This window comes from Paracoccus sp. S-4012, from assembly GCF_009674885.1.
GTDB lineage: Bacteria > Pseudomonadota > Alphaproteobacteria > Rhodobacterales > Rhodobacteraceae > Paracoccus.
The window spans coordinates 59,081-76,682 of the sequence record NZ_WKKA01000002.1 but is presented as its reverse complement, the minus strand read 5'-3'; the positions used below and the strand labels follow the sequence as shown (position 1 = coordinate 76,682).

General features: G+C 71.4%; 18 protein-coding genes. 10 read left to right on the top strand and 8 right to left on the bottom strand.

Annotated features, from left to right (window positions below; all coding sequences use genetic code 11):
• Positions 1–136: 136 nt before the first annotated feature.
• From GI374_RS03725 to GI374_RS03710, 4 genes are all read left to right on the top strand, one after another.
• A complete protein-coding gene (locus GI374_RS03725; RefSeq protein ID WP_154335683.1) occupies positions 137–508 on the top strand; it encodes a nuclear transport factor 2 family protein in 372 nt (123 codons plus the stop codon).
• A gap of 321 nt (positions 509–829) precedes the next feature.
• Positions 830–1,792 carry a BON domain-containing protein gene (locus GI374_RS19005; RefSeq protein ID WP_229582586.1) on the top strand — a complete coding sequence of 321 codons (963 nt, stop codon included), beginning with the start codon at positions 830–832 and terminating at the stop codon, positions 1,790–1,792.
• 118 nt (positions 1,793–1,910) lie between these two features.
• Complete coding sequence (locus tag GI374_RS03715) at positions 1,911–2,768, top strand: hypothetical protein (protein ID WP_154335682.1); 858 nt, start codon at positions 1,911–1,913, stop codon at positions 2,766–2,768.
• 349 nt (positions 2,769–3,117) lie between these two features.
• The gene (locus tag GI374_RS03710; RefSeq protein WP_154335681.1) at positions 3,118–3,576 is read left to right on the top strand and encodes an HIT family protein; all 459 of its coding nucleotides are present in this window, start codon (positions 3,118–3,120) and stop codon (positions 3,574–3,576) included.
• Here GI374_RS03710 and GI374_RS03705 read toward each other — a convergent pair.
• The 3 genes from GI374_RS03705 to GI374_RS03695 form a co-directional block, all read right to left on the bottom strand.
• Positions 3,542–4,099, bottom strand: coding sequence for a DNA-3-methyladenine glycosylase (locus GI374_RS03705; protein WP_154335680.1), 558 nt, complete (start codon positions 4,097–4,099; stop codon positions 3,542–3,544). The genes GI374_RS03710 and GI374_RS03705 overlap by 35 nt on opposite strands.
• A gap of 102 nt (positions 4,100–4,201) precedes the next feature.
• The gene (locus GI374_RS03700; protein WP_154335679.1) at positions 4,202–5,017 is read right to left on the bottom strand and encodes an HpcH/HpaI aldolase/citrate lyase family protein; all 816 of its coding nucleotides are present in this window, start codon (positions 5,015–5,017) and stop codon (positions 4,202–4,204) included.
• Positions 5,017–5,718 carry a GntR family transcriptional regulator gene (locus GI374_RS03695; protein ID WP_154335678.1) on the bottom strand — a complete coding sequence of 234 codons (702 nt, stop codon included), beginning with the start codon at positions 5,716–5,718 and terminating at the stop codon, positions 5,017–5,019. Before GI374_RS03695 ends, GI374_RS03700 begins: the two co-directional genes overlap by 1 nt.
• 230 nt (positions 5,719–5,948) lie before the next feature.
• On the opposite strand from GI374_RS03695, the gene GI374_RS03690 reads away from it, so the two are divergent.
• Complete coding sequence (locus GI374_RS03690) at positions 5,949–7,331, top strand: FAD-binding oxidoreductase (protein WP_229582584.1); 1,383 nt, start codon at positions 5,949–5,951, stop codon at positions 7,329–7,331.
• Positions 7,332–7,334: 3 nt separating this feature from the next.
• On the opposite strand, the gene GI374_RS03685 is transcribed toward GI374_RS03690, so the two are convergent.
• Positions 7,335–8,651, bottom strand: a complete 1,317-nt coding sequence (locus tag GI374_RS03685; RefSeq protein ID WP_154335676.1) for an LLM class flavin-dependent oxidoreductase — start codon at positions 8,649–8,651, stop codon at positions 7,335–7,337.
• A 96-nt stretch (positions 8,652–8,747) separates the two neighbouring features.
• On the opposite strand from GI374_RS03685, the gene GI374_RS03680 reads away from it, so the two are divergent.
• Positions 8,748–9,467: a GntR family transcriptional regulator gene (locus GI374_RS03680; protein ID WP_229582582.1), complete on the top strand. Its 720-nt coding sequence runs from the start codon at positions 8,748–8,750 to the stop codon at positions 9,465–9,467.
• On the opposite strand, the gene GI374_RS03675 is transcribed toward GI374_RS03680, so the two are convergent.
• Entirely contained in the window at positions 9,451–10,656 is a 1,206-nt protein-coding gene (locus GI374_RS03675; RefSeq protein WP_370515123.1) for an alpha-hydroxy acid oxidase, read from the bottom strand. The two genes, GI374_RS03680 and GI374_RS03675, sit on opposite strands and share 17 nt — an antisense overlap.
• Positions 10,657–10,745: 89 nt before the next feature.
• Between GI374_RS03675 and GI374_RS03670 the strand changes: the two genes are divergently transcribed.
• The 4 genes from GI374_RS03670 to GI374_RS03655 all read left to right on the top strand — a co-directional run bounded on the left by GI374_RS03670 (position 10,746) and on the right by GI374_RS03655 (position 13,930).
• Positions 10,746–11,858 (top strand): LLM class flavin-dependent oxidoreductase, encoded by a 1,113-nt coding sequence (locus tag GI374_RS03670; RefSeq protein ID WP_370515122.1) that lies wholly within the window; start codon positions 10,746–10,748, stop codon positions 11,856–11,858.
• Between the two features lie 122 nt (positions 11,859–11,980).
• Positions 11,981–12,406 (top strand): organic hydroperoxide resistance protein, encoded by a 426-nt coding sequence (locus GI374_RS03665; protein ID WP_154335674.1) that lies wholly within the window; start codon positions 11,981–11,983, stop codon positions 12,404–12,406.
• Between the two features lie 19 nt (positions 12,407–12,425).
• Positions 12,426–13,235 (top strand): aspartate/glutamate racemase family protein, encoded by an 810-nt coding sequence (locus GI374_RS03660; protein ID WP_154335673.1) that lies wholly within the window; start codon positions 12,426–12,428, stop codon positions 13,233–13,235.
• Positions 13,232–13,930: a hypothetical protein gene (locus GI374_RS03655; RefSeq protein WP_154335672.1), complete on the top strand. Its 699-nt coding sequence runs from the start codon at positions 13,232–13,234 to the stop codon at positions 13,928–13,930. The genes GI374_RS03660 and GI374_RS03655 overlap by 4 nt, the downstream gene beginning before the upstream one ends.
• On the opposite strand, the gene GI374_RS03650 is transcribed toward GI374_RS03655, so the two are convergent.
• From GI374_RS03650 to GI374_RS03640, 3 genes are read right to left on the bottom strand one after another with little or no spacing between them, the layout of a single operon-like run.
• Positions 13,921–14,889, bottom strand: coding sequence for an NADP-dependent oxidoreductase (locus GI374_RS03650; protein WP_154335671.1), 969 nt, complete (start codon positions 14,887–14,889; stop codon positions 13,921–13,923). The two genes, GI374_RS03655 and GI374_RS03650, sit on opposite strands and share 10 nt — an antisense overlap.
• Positions 14,886–16,742, bottom strand: a complete 1,857-nt coding sequence (locus tag GI374_RS03645; RefSeq protein ID WP_154335670.1) for an ABC transporter ATP-binding protein — start codon at positions 16,740–16,742, stop codon at positions 14,886–14,888. The genes GI374_RS03650 and GI374_RS03645 overlap by 4 nt, the downstream gene beginning before the upstream one ends.
• Position 16,743: 1 nt before the next feature.
• Positions 16,744–17,601: an ABC transporter permease gene (locus GI374_RS03640; protein WP_154335669.1), complete on the bottom strand. Its 858-nt coding sequence runs from the start codon at positions 17,599–17,601 to the stop codon at positions 16,744–16,746.
• Position 17,602: the final 1 nt, after the last annotated feature.

Here is a 17,602-nt window from a genome sequence, read left to right as displayed (position 1 = left end):
CTGCGATGCGGCAAGCGGCCCGGCGGGTAAAGGGCAAGCTGCTGTGCATTTCGCTCGAATGCAGGAGGATCTTGGCTGTTCGGCCGGGGGGGCGTAACCTTCGCGCGAAAGCTTGCGTCCTGTAGGTGGCCCGCAGATGGACATCCGAGCAGCACTTGTCGAACTCTGCGACGCCTTCAACGCGCATGACCTCGACCGCATCATGTCGCATTTCGCCGAGGGTTGCGTCCTGCAGATGCCGCGCGGCGCGATGCCTTGGGGCGCCCGCTTCGAGGGGCGGGATAGCGTGCGGCAGGCGCTCGCCGGGCGGTTCGAGGGGCTGCCCGATGTCCATTACGGCGACGCCGAGCATTTCGTGGACGAGGCGGCGCAGACCGGGATCTCGAAGTGGACGCTCACCGGGACCAGGGGCGACGGCACCCGGATTGAGGTCAACGGCTGCGACTTCTATCGCTTCCGACAGGGAAAGGTGGTCCTGAAGGACTCGTTCTGGAAGCTCGTGGAATAGCCGCCGGCTTCCTTCGCGCAGCCCTGAGGTGATCGCCGCCGAGCAGTTCCCGCTGCTGCTAAGAATGTAAGCCTCGCCGAACCGGGAACGTGCTTGAGCCGTTGCTTGATGTGTCACTGCCGCCTGCGGGCAGGCAGCGCATCCGGCAATGGAAGGAGACTTCACATGCAAGGCGATGATTGGGACGACGACAATCGCGGCCGCGGGGGTATGCGTGGCGGCGGTGGGTCCCGTGAGGCGGGACGCAGCGGCTGGCAGGATGACAGCTGGCGCAGCGGCGCGCGGCGCGGCTCACACAGCGACTGGGACGATAACCGCGGGATGAGCGACTATGCCCAGAGGGGTTACGGCGGCCAGAGCGGCGGCGAGCGGCGCGAGGATCGCGGACGCGGCGGCTATGGCTCGCAGGGCCGCGGCGGCGGCTCGGACTGGCGCATGGAGGAGGGTTACGGCCGCAGCTATGCCGGCGGCTCGATGGGTGCCGGCGGCTATCGCGGGTCCGACGACTGGGGCCGTTCCGGCATGGGCGGCGGTCAGGGTCAGGGCCGTCGCGGCTACGGTGGCGAAGGCGGCGAGGCGTTCGGTGCCGGCTACGGCGCGGACTACGGTGGCCAAGGCTATGGCGGTCAGGGCTATGGCGGCAGCAGTTCCGGCGGCGGCATGGGCTTCGGCGGCGGACGCTCCGGCCAGGGCCAGAGCTCCCGCGCCGGCCAGGGATATGGCGGCCAAGGATCTGGCGGGCAAGGCTACGGCGGGCAAGGCTTTGGCGGCAGCCGGAGCTACGGCGATCGCGAGGGCTATGGGGCGCAGGGCTATGGTGGCCAGGACTACGGCGGCCGGAGTGCCAGCGAGTCCTACATCGTCGGCGGCCCCTATGGCAGCGAGGGCGGCGGCCGTGGCATGTCCTCCCATCGGGGTCGCGGTCCCAAGGGCTACAGCCGCTCGGACGAGCGCATCCGCGAGGACGTCTCGGACCGGCTGAGCGACGACCATTCGCTCGATGCCTCCGACATCGAGGTCTCGGTCTCCGGCGGCGAGGTCACGCTGTCGGGCAACGTGGACAGCCGCCAGGACAAGCGCCGGGCCGAGGACATCGCGGATGATGTTCCGGGCGTGAACCATGTCCAGAACAACCTGCGCGTGAAGACCGGCTCGACCCAGGGCGGCAGCAGCGGCCAGAGCGCCTCGTCCTCCGGCTCGCTGGGTTCGACCGGCGGCTCCGGCTCGGTCTCGACCGGCAGTGCGGGCGCAACCAGCGGCAAGACGTCCGGCTCCGGCAGCTGAGCCACGGCGTTGAGGCAAGGGGGCGGGCCGCGGGTCCGCCCCCTTCGCTTGTCCGCTTGCATCCGCCCCGCAGGCACGGCACATCCAGAACAGGCCGTGAACGACTCGGGCGGACGGGATGATCTTTCAGCCAGCAGCGGAAACCGCGCCGCAGGGCGCCGAGCAGACGCCCCTCCTCGCCGGCTTTGAATGCGCGCGCCTGCACTGGAACGGGCATGACCTGCTGCACTCCACCGGGCACCTGCCGACCGGCGCCATGGCGCATCACTACGCGGTGGCGGCGGCGGAGGGCGCGGCGGGCGCGCGGGACGGGCTGTCATGGCGGCACGACATCGTCGAGCGGGTCCGCGCCGCGCCCGAGCGCTTTCCGGTCATGTGGGACTTCGTCCATTTCGACGCGCCGCCACGTCCGGCGCAGCACGCGATCGCCTGCTGCCTCGCGCTGCCGGAGGGGGCCTGGGCCATCGCGGTGAACGAGCCTTCGGTCGGCCGCCGGGTCTCGGGGCTGACGCCGAAGCGCGCGACCGACATGGCGCTGAAGATGATGACCACCGCCGCCTGCCTGCCGCTGCGGCCGCGTTTCGCGACATGCGATCCGTTCCACCACCTCCACCCCTCGGTCTTCACGGCCACCGACCGGCTGGTCGCGAGCGGCCATGTCGAGATGGTCGGCGTGAACTACTACCCCCACCACGCGCATGAGCCGCTGCACCGCGTCCTGCGCGCGGTGGCCGACCGCTACCGCCTGCCGGTGATGATCACCGAGACCGGCTGGCATGACGGCCTGCCCGCCGCCCATCGCCGCTTCCCGCATGTGCGCGACCGCTGGGACTGGCTCGCGCATGTGCGGGCCGAGATCGCCCGGTCCGAGGTGCCGGTGGCGGGGCTCTGCTGGTATCCGTGGCTCGACATGCCGGCCTGGGACAACCCGGCGCATGGCCGCTGGCCCTGCGGCTGGCCGGGGCGGCAGGGCTGAGCGGCCAGGGGCCGGCGGCGGCGCTCTCGTCGTCGGAGAGGCCGGGTTCGCGCAGCACCGCGTCGGTGGCGCCGCCGAGCAGCGGCACCGGCCGCCGCACAGGGCGGGCATCCAGCTTCATCGCGAAGCGAAGCGAGCGCGCAATGCGGCCATCCGCGGCCGTCAGCAGCCTGCGGGCTGGCCCGCGCACGCCTGCCCAGCTCGACGCGTATCTGGCCGGTCCGCCGGTGGCTTGTGACGAACCGACGAGGCCGCGATCGGGCAGTATGCATGCCGACTCCGCCGCCCGCGGCCCATTGCCTTCCCGCCGTCCGACCGCATCATGCCGTGGCCAAGCCGGGGGATCGCCATGACCGACACCTGCCTCTTCTGCCGCATCGCCCGGGGCGAGCTGCCCGCCCACAGGGTCTACGAGGACGACCGAATCATGGCCTTCCTCGACCTGCACCCGATCCGCCCCGGCCACACGCTGGTGATCCCAAAGGCGCATCACGTCTGGTTCGAGGACCTGCCCGAGGATCTCGCCACGGCCGTCACGACCTGCGCTCAGGCGCTCGCGCGGCGGATGAAGGCGCTCTACGGGGTGGAGCGGGTGGCGATGGTCTATACCGGCATCCATGTGCCGCACGCCCATGCCCATGTGGTGCCGATGCAGCATGTCCACGACATCTCGTCACAGGCCTATCTTCAGGCCGGGACGGAGGGCTGGTCGGCGCCGCCGCAACTGCCGCCCGCTGAGGGCGCGGGGATCGCCCGCGACCTCGCGGCGGCGTTCAGCGGCCCTGCCGCGGCGGAAACGGCCGGCTGAGGCCTTCCGCCCCCGCAAGCCCGAAGCGCCAGGGCAGGTCCTGCGCCCGGCTGATGCCGATGCGGGGGCCGACGAGCAGGTCGGGCGCCTCGGGCGCGAGGGTGATCGCGAGTTCGCCGCCGTCGAAGAGGGCGCCGTCATCCTCGAGGCTGAGACCGAGCGCCTCGGCCAGCCGACCGGGACCGCTGCAGAGCGCGCCGCCCCGGCGCCGGGCGCGCATGAGCTCCACCCCCGCCGTCGGCGCAAGCGCCCGGATGAGCACCGCCTCGCCCGGCGCGGCGACCACGTTGAGGCACAGGTGGACGCCGTAGGAGCGGTAGACATAGGCGTGTCCCGCCGGCCCGAACATCGAGGCGTTGCGCCGCGTTGGCCCGCGGAAGCTGTGCGAGGCAGGGTCGTCCGCGGTGTAGGCCTCGGTCTCGATGATGATGCCGCCGGTGCCGCGCACGAGAAGCTGCGCCCCGATCAGCCGCCGTGCGAGGGCAAGGGCGCCGAGGCCGGCGATCTCATCGGGGAAGGTCATGGCGAGGGGCCCTCGAATGTGGAAACGGACCGGCTTGCGCCCCCTCATTACCGATCGCGCTTGGCCATGCCACGTCGATCACGCCGGCCTGCATCTGCTCGATCAGCTGCGCGATGATGTCCTTCTGCGCGCAGCCGGCCTCGACGAGGCTGTCCTGCTCCCAGTCGCGCCGTCCCGCTGCGCCGGTCCGGCGGCGGCGAAGCCCGCAGCCAGCACCCCGAGATCGCTGGCCGAAACGGTCACGGCCCAGCCCTCGGCGCGGCGGCGGCGGGCCTCGGCCAGGGTGCCGGTGTAGAGGCCGCAGGCGAGGCCGGCCCGCGCAGCGGCGGCGCGGAGGGTTGCGAGGGCGGCGGCGTATTCGGGGCGCTCGTGCGGGAAGGTGCCGAGCGAAAGGGCAAGGTCGCCGGTGCCGACGAAGAGCAGGTCGATGCCCGGCACCGCGAGGATGGCGTCGATGTTCTCCACCGCCTTCGCCGTCTCGGCCATGACGCCGACCACAGTGCCTGCGCGCGCGGCGTCGAGATAAGCGGCGAAATCGCCCTTCAGCGGCCGCACGCCGCCACCGGAGCGGCGGCCCTCGGGCGGGAAGCGGGCGGCGGCGACAACGGCGCGCGCCTCATCGGCGGTCTCGACCATCGGCGCGATGACGCCAACGGCGCCCGCGTCGAGCGCGCGGGTCACGGCCGCGGCAGAGGTGTCTGCGGTTCGCACCAGGAGGGGCACGCGCCCGGCCAGGATCGCCGCCGCCTCGGCGATGGAGCGGTCGTCCCAGCTGCCATGCTGCGCGTCGAGGATCACCGCCTCGGGCCCCGCCTCGGCCGCGATCTCGACGAGGGCAGGGGAGCCGATCATGAACCAGAAGGCCTCGACCGCCTCGCCCGCGGCGAGCCGCGCCCGCAGGCTCATACCGTCCGCCATCACGTGTCCTCCTCGCCCGCGCCGGAACTGTCGCCGCGCAGCCGGTCGAAATAGCTGTGCTCGGCCTCGGCCATGAAGGCGGCCATGCGGTCGTGCGCGTCCAGCGAATCGCGGCGGCGGAAGGCGTCGTGGAGGCCCTCCAGCCCGTCCAGCACGACGAACTGCACCGACCGGATCGACAGCGTGCCCTGTCTCACGATCTGCGCCTGGTCGGAGAAGCGGGTGATGACCTCGGCCAGCCGACGGTTCCGCAGCGCCGCAAGCCAGGTCTCGCGGAAGCGGATATTGGCCTCGGAGAGCAGGTCGAAGGAGTTGGCGCCCACCGCGCGCCGGGCCGTCTGGAGGCAGCGGGCGAGCGTCGCCAGCCCCTCGTCGTCGAGGTCGCGCGCTGCCGCAGCCGCCGCGCGCGGCTCGGTCAGGCGGCGGATCTCGAAGATGTCCGCGATGTCCTGCGCGGAGAGCTGCGGCACCGCGAAGCCGCGGGTGGTGCCGACCAGATGCCCCTCGATCGTCAGTTGCAGCAGCGCCTCGCGCACCGGCATCCGCGAGATCCCGGCGGCGCGGGCCAGGTCGACATCCACGAGGCGCGCGTCGCGGTCGAACTCGCCCTGCCGCAGCCGCTGCCTGAGATCCTCGTAGATCCGGCGGCGCAGGTTCGGCGCCCTCTGCCCCGGCGCGTCGCTGTCGAGAGTGGAATACATGGCATGTCCAAGTTGAATCAGTATACTGATCTAGCGCCGATCCGACCCTCGGCCCGTCGCGCCATCTGGTCGCCCTCGCCGGTGAAAGTCAAGCAATCCTCGGTGATCTTGCCGATCTGCCTCGCCGGCTTGCCTCGGGCTTGTTCCTTGAACACCGGCTGCAGGCCCTCTAGCCTCGACAAACAGTATTTTTCTGACGCAGCGGCGATATGCCGTTTGGTGGAGGCAGCATGGCCGGCAGCATCCTCGAACAGTTGCAGCGTGAGCTCGGCGATGAGGTCGTGATTCCGGGACCGCAGGTGCCCGAGGCCATGCTGCAGGACTGGGCCGGGCTGCCACCGACGCGGCCGCTCGCGCTGTTGCGGCCGCGGGATACCGAGGGCGTGGCCCGCGCGCTCGCCCTCTGCCACGCGGCGCGGGTGGGCGTCGTGCCGCAGGGCGGTCTGACCGGCATCTCGGGCGGCGCGCATCCGCAGGCCGGCTGCGTCTCGCTGAGCCTGCAGCGCCTCGACCGCATCGAGGCGGTGGACCCCGAGGCGGCGACCCTGACCGCGGGCGCAGGCGTGATCCTCGCCACGGCGCAGGAGGCGGCGGCCGCGGCAGGGATGGCGGTCGGCGTCGATATCGGGGCGCGGGCATCCTGCACGCTGGGCGGCGTCATCGCCACCAATGCCGGCGGCAACACCGTGATCCGCTACGGCATGGCGCGCGAGCAGGTGCTGGGGCTCGAGGCGGTGCTGGCTGACGGCACGGTGATCGACGCCATGCGGCCGCTGACCAAGGACAACGCCGGGCTGGACCTCAAGCACCTGTTCATTGGCTCCGAGGGCCTGCTGGGCGTCGTCACCCGCTGCATCCTGCGCTTGCATCCGGCGCCCGGCGACAGCGCCACGGCGCTTTGCGCCTGTCCCGATTTCGCGGCGGTGGCAGGGCTGCTGCGGCTCGCCCGCGGCGCGCTCGGGCCGGCGCTGACCTCGTTCGAGGCGATGTGGCCCGGCTTCCAGCGGATCATGGGACCGGCCGCCGCCGCGCCGCCGTTCTTCCCGCCCGACGGCATCGCCGTGATCGTCGAAAGCTCGGGCTTTGGCACCCGCGACGCCTTCGAGGGCCTCGTCATACGCGCGCATGAGGCGGGCCTCGTGACCGACGCGGTGATCGCCGCCTCGGTCCGCGACCAGCGCCGCATCTGGGCGCTGCGCGAGAGCGTGTCGGAGTTCTCGCGCGTCCTCGGCCCCATCGTGCCCTTCGACGTCAGCCTGCCGCTGCGGCGGATGGACGCGACCCTCGCCACGATCGAGGCGGCCGCCGCGCGCGATTTTCCCGGTGCCCGCGCCCTCGTCTACGGCCATATCGGCGACGGCAACCTGCATGTCGTCGTCGCGCTGCCCGACCCCGGCGACCACAAGGCCGAGACCCGGCTGAAGGACCTCGTCTATGGCCTCGTGCGGGATGCGGGCGGCAGCATCTCGGCCGAGCATGGCATCGGCGCGATCAAGCGCCCGTATCTCGGCCATTCGCGCAGCCCGCAGGAGATCGCGCTGATGCGGGGGATCAAGGCGCTGCTCGATCCCCACGGCATCATGAACCCGGGCCGCAGCTTCGCCGAGGGCTGACCGTCAGGCCGCCACCGCCGCCCGCGGAGCAAGGCCGAGGTTCTCGCGCAGTGTGCGTCCCTCGTATTCCTGACGGAAGAGCCCCCGGCGCCGCAACTCGGGCAGCAGCAGGCCCGCCATGTCCTCGAGCGCGCCCGGCAGATGCGTCGGGATCAGGTTGAAGCCGTCCGCCGCGCCGCCCTCCATCCACGCCTGCATCTCGTCGGCGATGTCGGCCGCGGTGCCGATCACCGTCCGGTGCCCGCGTCCCGCGGCCACGGCCAGGTAGAGCTGGCGGATGCTGTAGCCTTCGCGTTGCGCGAGGCGATACATGACCTCGGCGCGGCTGCGGAAGGCGGGGTCCTTGGGCTCCGGCACCGGGCCGTCGATGTCGTAACCGGAGAGGTCGCCCAGCCGGTCGTAGAGCGAGGCGAGGCCGACGACCGGGTCGATCAACTCCTGAAGGCGGTCGTAGGCGGCGCGCGCGGCATCGCGGGTCTCGCCAAGGATCGGCATCAGGCCTGGCATGACGATCACCTCCTCCGCCGCGCGGCCATGGGCGGGCAGGCGGCGCTTGATGTCGGCAAGGAAGGCGCGGGCGTCCTCGAACTCCTGCTTGGCGGTGAAGACCACGTCGGCCGAGCGGGCCGCAACCTCGCGCCCGGCCTCGGAGTCGCCGGCCGAGAAGATCACCGGTTCGCCCTGCGGGCTGCGGGCCATGTGCAGCGGCCCCTTGACGCGGAACCAGCGGCCCTCGTGGTTCAGTTGGTGCATCTTGGCCGGGTCGAAATACTGCCCCGAGGCTTGGTCGCGGATGAAGGCGTCGGCGTCGAAGCTGTTCCAGAGGCCGCGCACGACCTCGACGAACTCGGCCGCGCGGTCGTAGCGCGTGTCGTAGTCCGGCAGCGCCAAATGGCCGAAATTGGCCGCGTCCTCCTTGCCCCAGGAGGTCACGACGTTCCACCCCGCGCGCCCGCCGCTAAGATGGTCGAGCGACAGGAACTGCCGGGCGAGGTTGAAGGGCTCGGAATAGGTCGTGGAGGCGGTCGAGACGAGGCCGATGCGGCTGGTCAGCGGCGCGAGCGCCGAGAGCAGCGTGACCGGCTCCAGCTCGGCCACGTAGCTCGACCGCTGCCGCGCGCCCGGCGGGTTGTCCTGCCCGCGGATCGCCAGCTCGTCGGCCATGAACAGCAGGTCGAGCTTGGCGTCCTCGGCAATCTTTGCGATGCGCCGGTAATAGCCCAGGTCCATCGCTCCGTCGGGCTGGTTCGAGGGGTGCCGCCAGGCGGCGATGTGATAGCCCATGCGGAACATCGACAGGCCGAGTTTCAGTTGCTTCATGCGTCCCCTCCCACGTGTTTACGTTATACTATATAGTAATCGGTGAAAAGGGGAATAGCCATGCCACCCGAACCGCCTTCCACCACCGACGGCGCCTTGCGGTCCCCGCCTCTCTACGAGGCGGTCAAGGCGCGGATCAGCGACGCCATCTTCACCGGCCAGTGGCCGCCCGGCACCGTGCTGCCGAACGAGGTGGACCTGGCTGACCGCTTCGGCGTCGCGGTGGGCACGCTTCGCCGCGCGATGCTGGACCTCACGCATGAGGGGCTGCTCACGCGGCGGCGCAAGACCGGCACGGTCGTCACCGACCGCTCGCCGCAGATCAGCCTGCGGTTGCTGCTGCGCTATTTCCGCCTCCACGGTCTAGACGGCGGGCTGCAGACGGCCGGTTCCGAGCCGCTGTCGGCCGAGGCGGCACCCGCCACCCCGGAGGAGGCCGCGGCGCTGAACCTCGCGCCCGGAGACGAAGTGATCCGCATCCGGCGGGTCCGCACGGTCGCGGGCCGGCCGGTGATGCTCGACCGCTTCTCGTTGCCGCGGGCGCGCTTTGCCGATCTTCCGGCCGAGACCCACCGGCTGCCGGACCTGCTCTATTCGCACCTGGTCGAGCAATCGGGCCTGCGGATCTCTCGGGTGCGCGAGGCGCTGTCGGCGCAGGCGGCCGCGCCGGAGGTTGCCGCCGCCCTCGGCCTGCCGCCGGGGGCGCCGGTGCTGGTGATCGACGAGGTGGTCCATGACCATGCCGACGCGCCGGTGATCTGTGCCCGGCACTGGGCCGACACCGCGCGGCACCGCTATATCAACGAATTGCGCTGACCCCCGCCGCCCAATCGGGCGGCTCGTGCAGGCAGGCGGCGGAGATATCGTCGCGGCGCGGAGCGCCGAGCAACGCGGCGCAGCGCTCGGCCTCCTCGCGCAGGATGGCGAGCGCGCGCGCCGCCCCCTCGGTCCCGCCCGCCGCCAGCCCCCAGACCGGCGCCCGCCCCGCCAGCACCCCGTGCGCGCCCAGGGCGAGCGCCTTCGCGATGTCCGACCCGCGCCGAATGCCGCCGTCGATCAGCACCGGAGCGCGGCCGTCAAGCGCCGCCACGACCCCGGCCAGCATCTCGACCGGCGCCGGCGCGCCGTCGAGCTGGCGGCCGCCGTGATTGCTCAGGCTCACCGCATCGGCGCCGCGCGCCGCCGCCTCCACCGCGTCCTCGGGATGCAGCAGGCCCTTCACGATCAGCCGCCGCGGCCAGACGCGGCGCAGCCAGGACACCCGGTCCCAGTCGAGGTCGGGGTCGATCTGCTCGCGCAGCCAGGTGGCCGCACCGACGATGTCGGTCTGCCCCTCCGGCACCAGCCCGTCGAGATTGCCGAAGCGCGGCAACCCGTGGCGCAGCAGGTCGCGGGTCCAGCGCAGGTGCCTCAGCGCCTCGATCTTGTTGGCGCGCGTCGGATTGGTGCCGGCGCGGTAGTTGCGCCGGTCCCAGGGGCGGCTGGAATAGACGTTGGAATCGACCGTCAGGACCAGCGCCTCGCTGCCCGCCGCCTCCGCGCGCGCCACCATGCGCTCCACCGCCGCGGGGTCGCGGAAGACGTAGACCTGCTGCCAGTGGCGCAGGCCGGGGATGCGGGCGACGGCCTCCAGCGGCTCGTTCGACACCGCGCTCTGCACGAAGGGCAGGCCGGCGGCCGCCGCAGCGCGGGCGAGGGCGAGGTCGCCCTGCGGCCACATCAGCCCGTTGAAGCCGGTGGGCGCCACGGCCAGCGGCAGCGACGCGGGCGCACCGAGGAAATCGCCCGAGAGATCGGGCCGCCCCACCGGCCGCAGCACCCGGGGCATCCACCGCAACTCGTCGAAGGCCGCGCGGTTGCGCGCCAGCGTCAGCTCGGCATCGGCGCCGCCCTCGATATATTCGAAGAGAAACTGCGGCAGCCGCGCCCTCGCCATCGCCCGAAGATCGTCGATCGCGACCGCTCGCGCCGGATTCCGTCCCGCATAGAGCCGCCGATCCCGCACCCCCGTCCCTCCCGTTTGCCGTGGCGCGGACTCGGCTAAAGGATATAGTCGATCGCGAAAACCCGATTCCGCCGAGGTGAGGACCAGCCGTGGACGCCAACCCGCACCCCATGCGCCGCCCGCACCGCCTGAAGCTCGGCCTCTTTTCCATGAACGCCGATGGCGGGCTGACGCTGACGCGGGTGCCGGAACGCTGGGCCGCGACCTGGGACGACATCGCCGCCGTGGCGCGCATGGCCGACGAGGCGGGCCTCGATTTCCTGCTGCCGATCGCCCGCTGGAAGGGCTTCGGCGGCGAGATGAACAGCCGCGAATGGTCCTTCGAGACGCTGACCTTCGCCGCCGCCCTCGCCGGCATCACCCGCCGCATCGCCGTTTTCTCGACCGTCCATGTGCCGATGCTGCACCCGGTCTTCGCCGCCAAGGCGCTCGCGACCGTGGATCACGCCTCCCACGGGCGCGCCGGGCTCAACATCGTCTGCGGCTGGAACCCGGAGGAGTTCGAGCTTTTCGGGCTCGAGATGATCAAGGACCGCTACGCGCAGGGCCTGGAGTGGTTCGAGATCATGAGCCGAATCTACACCGAGGACGCGCCCTTCGACTACGAGGGCCGGTTCTATTCGCTCAAGAACGTCTCCGGCAAACCGCGCCCGGTGCAGCAACCGCGCCCGGTCACGCTGAACGCGGCCTTCTCGCCCGAGGGCCGCGATTTCGCGGCGAAGGCGGCCGACTACCTGTTCACCACCTTCACGGAAGTCGAGAAGGGCCGCGAGACCATCGCCGACATGCGCGCGCGCGCCGCGGGCGAGGGGCGCGAGGTCGGCGTCTATACCACCTGCCACGTCGTCTGCCGCCCGACCCGCGCCGAGGCCGAGGACTATTACGACCACTACTCGCGCGCGATGGCGGACGAGGCCAGTCTCGACATCTACACGGCGGGCAAGCAGAAGCATTCCGGCTCGCATGAGGCCGACGCCTACCGCCTCTACCGGCAACGCTTCGCGGCCGGCGGCGGCACCTACCCGCTGGTCGGCACGCCGGAGGACATCGCGGCCGAGCTGGAGCGGATCGCGGCCGCGGGTTTCGAGGGGACCACGCTCTCCTTCGTGAACTTCCGCGACGAGCTGCCCTTCTTTCTTGAGCGGGTCATGCCGCTCCTCACCGATGCAGGGCTTCGGCAGGGCAATCTTTCGGATGCCTGAGTGAGACGCACCGATCCGCGCCTGCTATGGATCGCCGCCAGGTTTTGGATTGGAACTCGCCGCGACGGCTTCCCTATCCTGCGCTCGAGATTGCCGCGGCGTTGCGGCGTGAGGAGGACGGTATGACCCCCGAGAAGATCCTGTACCAGACCAGCGTCACCGCCACCGGCGGCCGCGACGGGACCGTGGCGTCGGAGGACGGCAGGCTGTCGCACGCGCTCTCGGTTCCGAAGGAACTGGGCGGCCCCGGCGGTGACGGCACCAACCCCGAGCAGCTTTTCGCGGCGGGCTACGCCGCCTGCTTCACCGGCGCGGTGAAGCTGGTCGCGCGGCAGGGCAAGATCAAGCTGCCCGACGACATGACGGTCACCGCGCGGGTGGGCATGGGGCCGGTCGAGCCGGGCTACGCGCTCGCGGTCGAACTGGTCGTGGCGCTGCCGGGGATCGATCGGGCGCAGGCGGAGGAGATCGTCGCGGGGGCACATCAGCGCTGCCCCTATTCGCATGCGACGCGCGGCAATATCGACGTCACGCTGACCGTCGCCTGAGCGGCCGGGGGGAGCGAGCATGCGCATCTGGTGGCAGAGCTTCATCGACGGGTCGGCGAGCGCGCCCTACATGGCCCGGCTGCAATCGTGGCTGAACGAGGTCGCCTCGCCCGGCACCGAGGTCGTCGTCCACGGCATCTCGCCCCCCGACCGCGGTTTCGGGCGGCTCAGCGAGTTCCGCTGCGCCATCCAGTGCGTGGACAACGGCCTCGAGGCCGAGGCGCAGGGCTATGACGGCTTCGTCATCGGCCATTTCCAGGAGCCGGGCCTTGCGGAGCTGAAGTCCGCTGTCCGCATCCCCGTCACCGGAGTCGGCGAGGCGACGCTGCATTTCGCGGCGCAGATGGGGCGCAGCATCGGCCTCATCAGCCTCGACGACTGCTTCAAGGGGCTGCATCTGGAGCAGGCGGACCGCGCCGGCCTCGGCGCACGCGTGACGCATGTGGCGGGCATGAACTGCGAGCCGGGGCATTTCTCGGCCTGCTTCGCAGGCGATGCCGCGGCGAAGGCGGCGATGATCGAGGCGTTTGTGGAGACCGCCACGAAGATGGTCGAAGCGGGCGCCGATGTGATCGTGCCCGCGGGCGTGCTGCCGGGGCTGTTGCTCGGGTCCGAGAAGGGGCTGACGGTCGGCCACGCGCCGGTCGTGAACTGTGCCGCCGTCGGGCTGATGCAGGCCGAGATGCAGGTGCGGCTGCATCGCCTGAACGGCCTCGAAGTGGCGCGGGGGCCGCATTGCGGGCTGGCCCCGGAAGTGGCGGTGGAGGATTTCCGCCGGCTCGTGCGCGAGGGCCGTGGTGCAGCCCCTTCGGCGGGGGCGGTGTCATGAGCGTCCTGCTGACGCTGTTCTGGTACTGGACCGAGGCCACGCCCGAGGGTGGGCTTTCCGATGCCACGCTGGCCAAGGTCCGCGAGGTTCTGGCTGAGACGCCCGGTCTGACCGAGGCGCAGATCTTCACCCCGGCCTCGGCCGAGGACATCTATACCGACGACGGCCGCAGCCCGCCGCTCGGGCTGCAACACCATTTCGACAGCATCGCCAGCCTCGAGGCGGCGGCGGGTAGGGGCGGCGCGTTGCAGGCGCTCGGCCAACTGGACGGCCTCGACCCGGCGAGGGCGGAAGCGCAGGCGTTCCTCAGGCGCGATTATCCGGTGGACGACCCGGCCCATCCGCCGGGGGCGTCCCCTTGCTCCTTCGTCGTCCATTATCCCGGCCCGGCCGAGGACGTGAACACCTGGCTGGGCTATTACATCGACGGCCACCCGCCGCTGATGCGGCGCATGCCCGGCATCCGCGCGATCGAGATCCTGACTCCGGTGGACTGGGTGAACCGACTGCCGATCCCCTCGGTCCGGCACATGCAGAGGAACCGCGTTCTCTTCGACAGCCCCGAGGCGCTGACCGCGGCGTTGCAGAGCCCGATCCGGCACGAGTTGCGCGCGGATTTCGACACCCTGCCGAAGTTCGAGGGCGGCAATCGCCATTACGCCATGCTGACGGAGACCTGGACGCCTCAGGCCTGAAAATCGAGGACCAGCTTGCCGCTCAGGCGGCCGGTGTCGGACCGGCGCTGCGCTTCGGCGAAGTCGCGGGCGGGCAGCACATGGGCGGGACCGGGGTCGAGCTTGCCCGCGGCGACGAGGTCCAGCAGCTGCGCCAGCACCGCGGGGTCTGGCGCGACCTCGGCGACGGAAACGCGGACGCCGAACTCGGCCGAGCGGTCGGTGAAGGGCGCGGCGCGCAGGCAGGCGAGGATGCCGCCGGGGCGCAGGGTCTGGTAGCTGCGGGCATGGACCTCGCCGCCCAGAAGGTCGATCACCAGATCGACCTCGCGCAGCGCGGCGAAATCCTCCGCGTCCCGCGCCCAGACTCGGGCGGCGCCCAGGTCCTGCAGGACCTCGCGATTGGCGGCGGAGGCGGTGGCATGGACTTCCGCCCCCGCGAGCCGGGCAAGCTGCACCGCAATGCGCCCGACGCCGCCCGCCGCGGCGTGGACCAGCACGCGCCTGCCTTCAGCCGACTGCCCAAGGGCGATGGCACCGCTGGCCAGCACCGCCGCCGCCGACAGCCCGGCGAGCGGCAGGGCGGCGGCGGCCAGATCGCCCACCGTTTCGGGCACTTCCGCTAACACGGCAACCGGCATGTTCACCGCCTCGGCCCAGGTCCCCGCGCCACCGCGCGGGGCGAGGAAGGCGACCCGGCGGCCGAGCCACTCGCCGCCTACGCCCTCGCCCAGAGCCACGACGCGGCCCATGCCGTCCCGCCCGGTGCCCGCCGGAAAGCCGAGCGGCAGCGGCGGCAGCAGGCCTGCGCGGGTCTTGCCGTCGATCGGGTTCACCGAAGCCGCGCGCATGGCGATGCGGACCTCGCCGGGATGGGGCGACGGGATCGGCGCCGCGCGCCATGCCAGCACCTCCGGCCCGCCGATGCGGTCGTATTCGACCCGGTTGACCGTGGCCGCCCCGGCCAGCCGCTCGGTCACGCGAACGCTTCCTCGGCCGCGAACTTCTCCGCCGCGGGAGCCCCTTCGCCCGGCATCGCCGCGAGAAGCTTGCGGGTATAGTCGGCCTGCGGATTGGCGAACACCGCGTCCACCTCGCCCTGCTCCACCACCTCGCCGCGATACATGACCAGCACCCGGTCGCAGAGGTAGCGGACCACCGACAGGTCGTGCGAGATCAGGATGATCGACATGGCCCGCTCGCGCCGCAGATGCAGCAGCAGTTCCAGCAGCTGCGCCTGCACCGAGACGTCGAGGCCGGAGACGATCTCGTCCGCGATCAGCAGCCGCGGCACGGTGCAGAGCGCGCGGGCGATATTCACCCGCTGCTTCTGGCCGCCCGACATCTGCGAGGGATAGCGCTGCGCCATCTCGGGCGAGAGGCCGATCTCCTGCAGCAGTTCCGCGGCGCGGGTCGCGCGGTCGGCGCGGCTGCCGTTCATGACCTCCATCGCCTGCGTCACGATCTCGCCCACGCGGCGGCGCGGGTTGAGCGCCGATTGCGGGTCCTGGAACACCATCTGCACGTTCTCGCGCCGGAAAGCCGCCGTTCCGCGGTCCATGCCGCTCACGTCGCGGCCCAGCAGCTCCATCGTGCCGCCGCTGGTCCCCTCGAGGCCGACCAGCAGGCGGGCGAGGGTGCTCTTGCCGCTGCCGCTCTCGCCCACGATGCCGAGGAACTCGCCCTCGGCCAGGTCGAGGCTGGCGGAGCGGACAGCGGGGAAGGTGTCGGGCTTGCGGAACAGCCGCGCTCTCGTGATGTAGTGGCGCGAGACGTCGCGGGCGCGGAACAGAAGCTGGGCATCGGGGTCGCGGTGGCGATGCTCGAGCGCGGGCGGGGGCGCGATGCCGGGCGTGGCCTCGGGTTTGTGGCAGAGGGCGCGGTGGCCCGGCCCCACCGTGACGTCGGGCGGCGGGACCTCATGGCAACGCGCCTCGGCCAGCGGGCAGCGCGGCGCGAAGCGGCAGCCGCCCATCTGCTTCAGCGACATCAGCCCCGGCATCCGGTCAGGCAGCGTGAAGAGGCCGCGATGCTCGCCCGCCGCGGGCGGGATCGCCAGCTGCAGGGCGCGCGTGTAGGGGTGGCCGGGACGCTCGAAAACCTCCGACGCCGGCCCGAACTCGACCTGCTTGCCGGCGTAGAGGACCAGCACGTCGTCGCAGATCTCGCGCGCGAGGCGCAGGTCGTGAGTGATGAAGATCACCGCGGTGCCATGGCGGCGCTGCATGTCGCCGATCAGGCCGACGATGCGCGCCTGCACCGACACGTCGAGTGCGGTCGTCGGCTCGTCCGCGATCAGCAGCTTCGGCTGGCTGAGGAAGGCCATCGCGATCAGGATGCGCTGGCACATGCCTCCCGAGAGCTGGTGGGGATACTTGTCAAGCACCCCCGCCGGGTCGTGCAGGTGCACCGCGTCGAGCGCCTCGATCGCGACCTTGCGCCAGTCTCTCTCCGGGCGGCGGCCGGCGCCGCGGCCGATGTGGTCGAGATGCTCGCGGATCTGCTGGCCGATGGTCAGCACCGGGTCCAGCGCCGCCAGCGGCTCCTGCGGGATGAAGGCGATGTCGCGGCCCAGCAGGGCGCGCTGCTCGGCCGCGCCGGTCTTGAGCATGTCGCGGCCGTCGAAGCGCAGGTCCCCCTCGGTGACATGGAAGCGGTTCGGCAGCAGCTGCGCGATGGTTCGGCCGATCATCGACTTGCCCGCGCCGGATTCGCCGACGAGGCCCAGCACCTTGCCGGGCTGAAGCTCGAAGGTCAGCTTGTCGAGCACCGTGAAGGTGCCGAGGGCGTTGGCGAAGGCCACCGAAACGCCGTTCACGGAAAGGAGGCTCATCTCAGGCACGCTCCGTCTGGGTGAGGCGGGTGTCGAGGCTGCGCCGCAGCCCGTCGCCGAGGATGTTGAAGGCGAAGACCGTGACGAAGACCGCGAAGGAGGGCAGAATCAGCGTCGAGGGCGCGTTGTAGACGTCCTGCCGCGCATCGGCGATCATTTGGCCCCAGGCGGGAACTTCGTTGCCGACGCTCATGCCGGCGAAGGAGAGGATCGCCTCGACCACCACGGCGATGCCCATCTCGAGCGCCATCAGCGTGATGAGGAGGGGCAGCGTCGCGGGCAGGATCTCGCGCGTGATGGTGCGGACATGGCTGAAGCCCAGCAGCCGCGCGGCCGAGACATAGTCGCGGCGGCGCACGACCATCACCTCCGAGCGCAGCACCCGGCAGAAGCGGGTCCAGTCGACGAGGACGATGGCGAGGATCACGTTCCACAGGCCCGCGCCGAGCCCGACCATCAGGATCAGCGACAGCACCACCGGCGGGAACGACAGCCAGACGTCGATGATGCGCCCGATCAGCCAGTCCACCCAGCCGCCGAAATAGCCCGCGAGATGCGCCAGGAACGCACCCAGCAGCGTCGCGCCCAGCGTCGCGAAGATCGCCACCGTCATCGCCACCCGCGCCCCGTAGAGAAGCCGCGAGAGGATGTCCCGGCCGAGCGAGTCGGTTCCGAGCGGGAAGGCCGCGTCGGACCCCTCCACCCAGAACGGCGGCAGCAGCATGTTGATCAGATCCTGCTCGTTCGGGTCATGCGGCGCGAGGACCGGGGCCAGCAGCGCCGCGCCGACGATGAAGATCAGCAGCGTGAAGCCGATCAGGCTGCGGGTGTTGCTTAGCCAGAGGGGGAGGGACGGCATG

Excerpts from the sequence above, each read along its gene's own strand:
- GI374_RS03725 (WP_154335683.1), top strand. The coding sequence starts at position 137 with ATGGACATCCGAGCAGCACTTGTCGAACTCTGCGACGCCTTCAACGCG.
- GI374_RS19005 (WP_229582586.1), top strand. The coding sequence starts at position 830 with ATGAGCGACTATGCCCAGAGGGGTTACGGCGGCCAGAGCGGCGGCGAG.
- GI374_RS03715 (WP_154335682.1), top strand. The coding sequence starts at position 1,911 with ATGATCTTTCAGCCAGCAGCGGAAACCGCGCCGCAGGGCGCCGAGCAG.
- GI374_RS03710 (WP_154335681.1), top strand. The coding sequence starts at position 3,118 with ATGACCGACACCTGCCTCTTCTGCCGCATCGCCCGGGGCGAGCTGCCC.
- GI374_RS03705 (WP_154335680.1), bottom strand. The coding sequence starts at position 4,099 with ATGACCTTCCCCGATGAGATCGCCGGCCTCGGCGCCCTTGCCCTCGCA.
- GI374_RS03700 (WP_154335679.1), bottom strand. The coding sequence starts at position 5,017 with ATGGCGGACGGTATGAGCCTGCGGGCGCGGCTCGCCGCGGGCGAGGCG.
- GI374_RS03695 (WP_154335678.1), bottom strand. The coding sequence starts at position 5,718 with ATGTATTCCACTCTCGACAGCGACGCGCCGGGGCAGAGGGCGCCGAAC.
- GI374_RS03690 (WP_229582584.1), top strand. The coding sequence starts at position 5,949 with ATGGCCGGCAGCATCCTCGAACAGTTGCAGCGTGAGCTCGGCGATGAG.
- GI374_RS03685 (WP_154335676.1), bottom strand. The coding sequence starts at position 8,651 with ATGAAGCAACTGAAACTCGGCCTGTCGATGTTCCGCATGGGCTATCAC.
- GI374_RS03665 (WP_154335674.1), top strand. The coding sequence starts at position 11,981 with ATGACCCCCGAGAAGATCCTGTACCAGACCAGCGTCACCGCCACCGGC.
- GI374_RS03660 (WP_154335673.1), top strand. The coding sequence starts at position 12,426 with ATGCGCATCTGGTGGCAGAGCTTCATCGACGGGTCGGCGAGCGCGCCC.
- GI374_RS03655 (WP_154335672.1), top strand. The coding sequence starts at position 13,232 with ATGAGCGTCCTGCTGACGCTGTTCTGGTACTGGACCGAGGCCACGCCC.
- GI374_RS03645 (WP_154335670.1), bottom strand. The coding sequence starts at position 16,742 with ATGAGCCTCCTTTCCGTGAACGGCGTTTCGGTGGCCTTCGCCAACGCC.
- GI374_RS03640 (WP_154335669.1), bottom strand. The coding sequence starts at position 17,601 with ATGCCGTCCCTCCCCCTCTGGCTAAGCAACACCCGCAGCCTGATCGGC.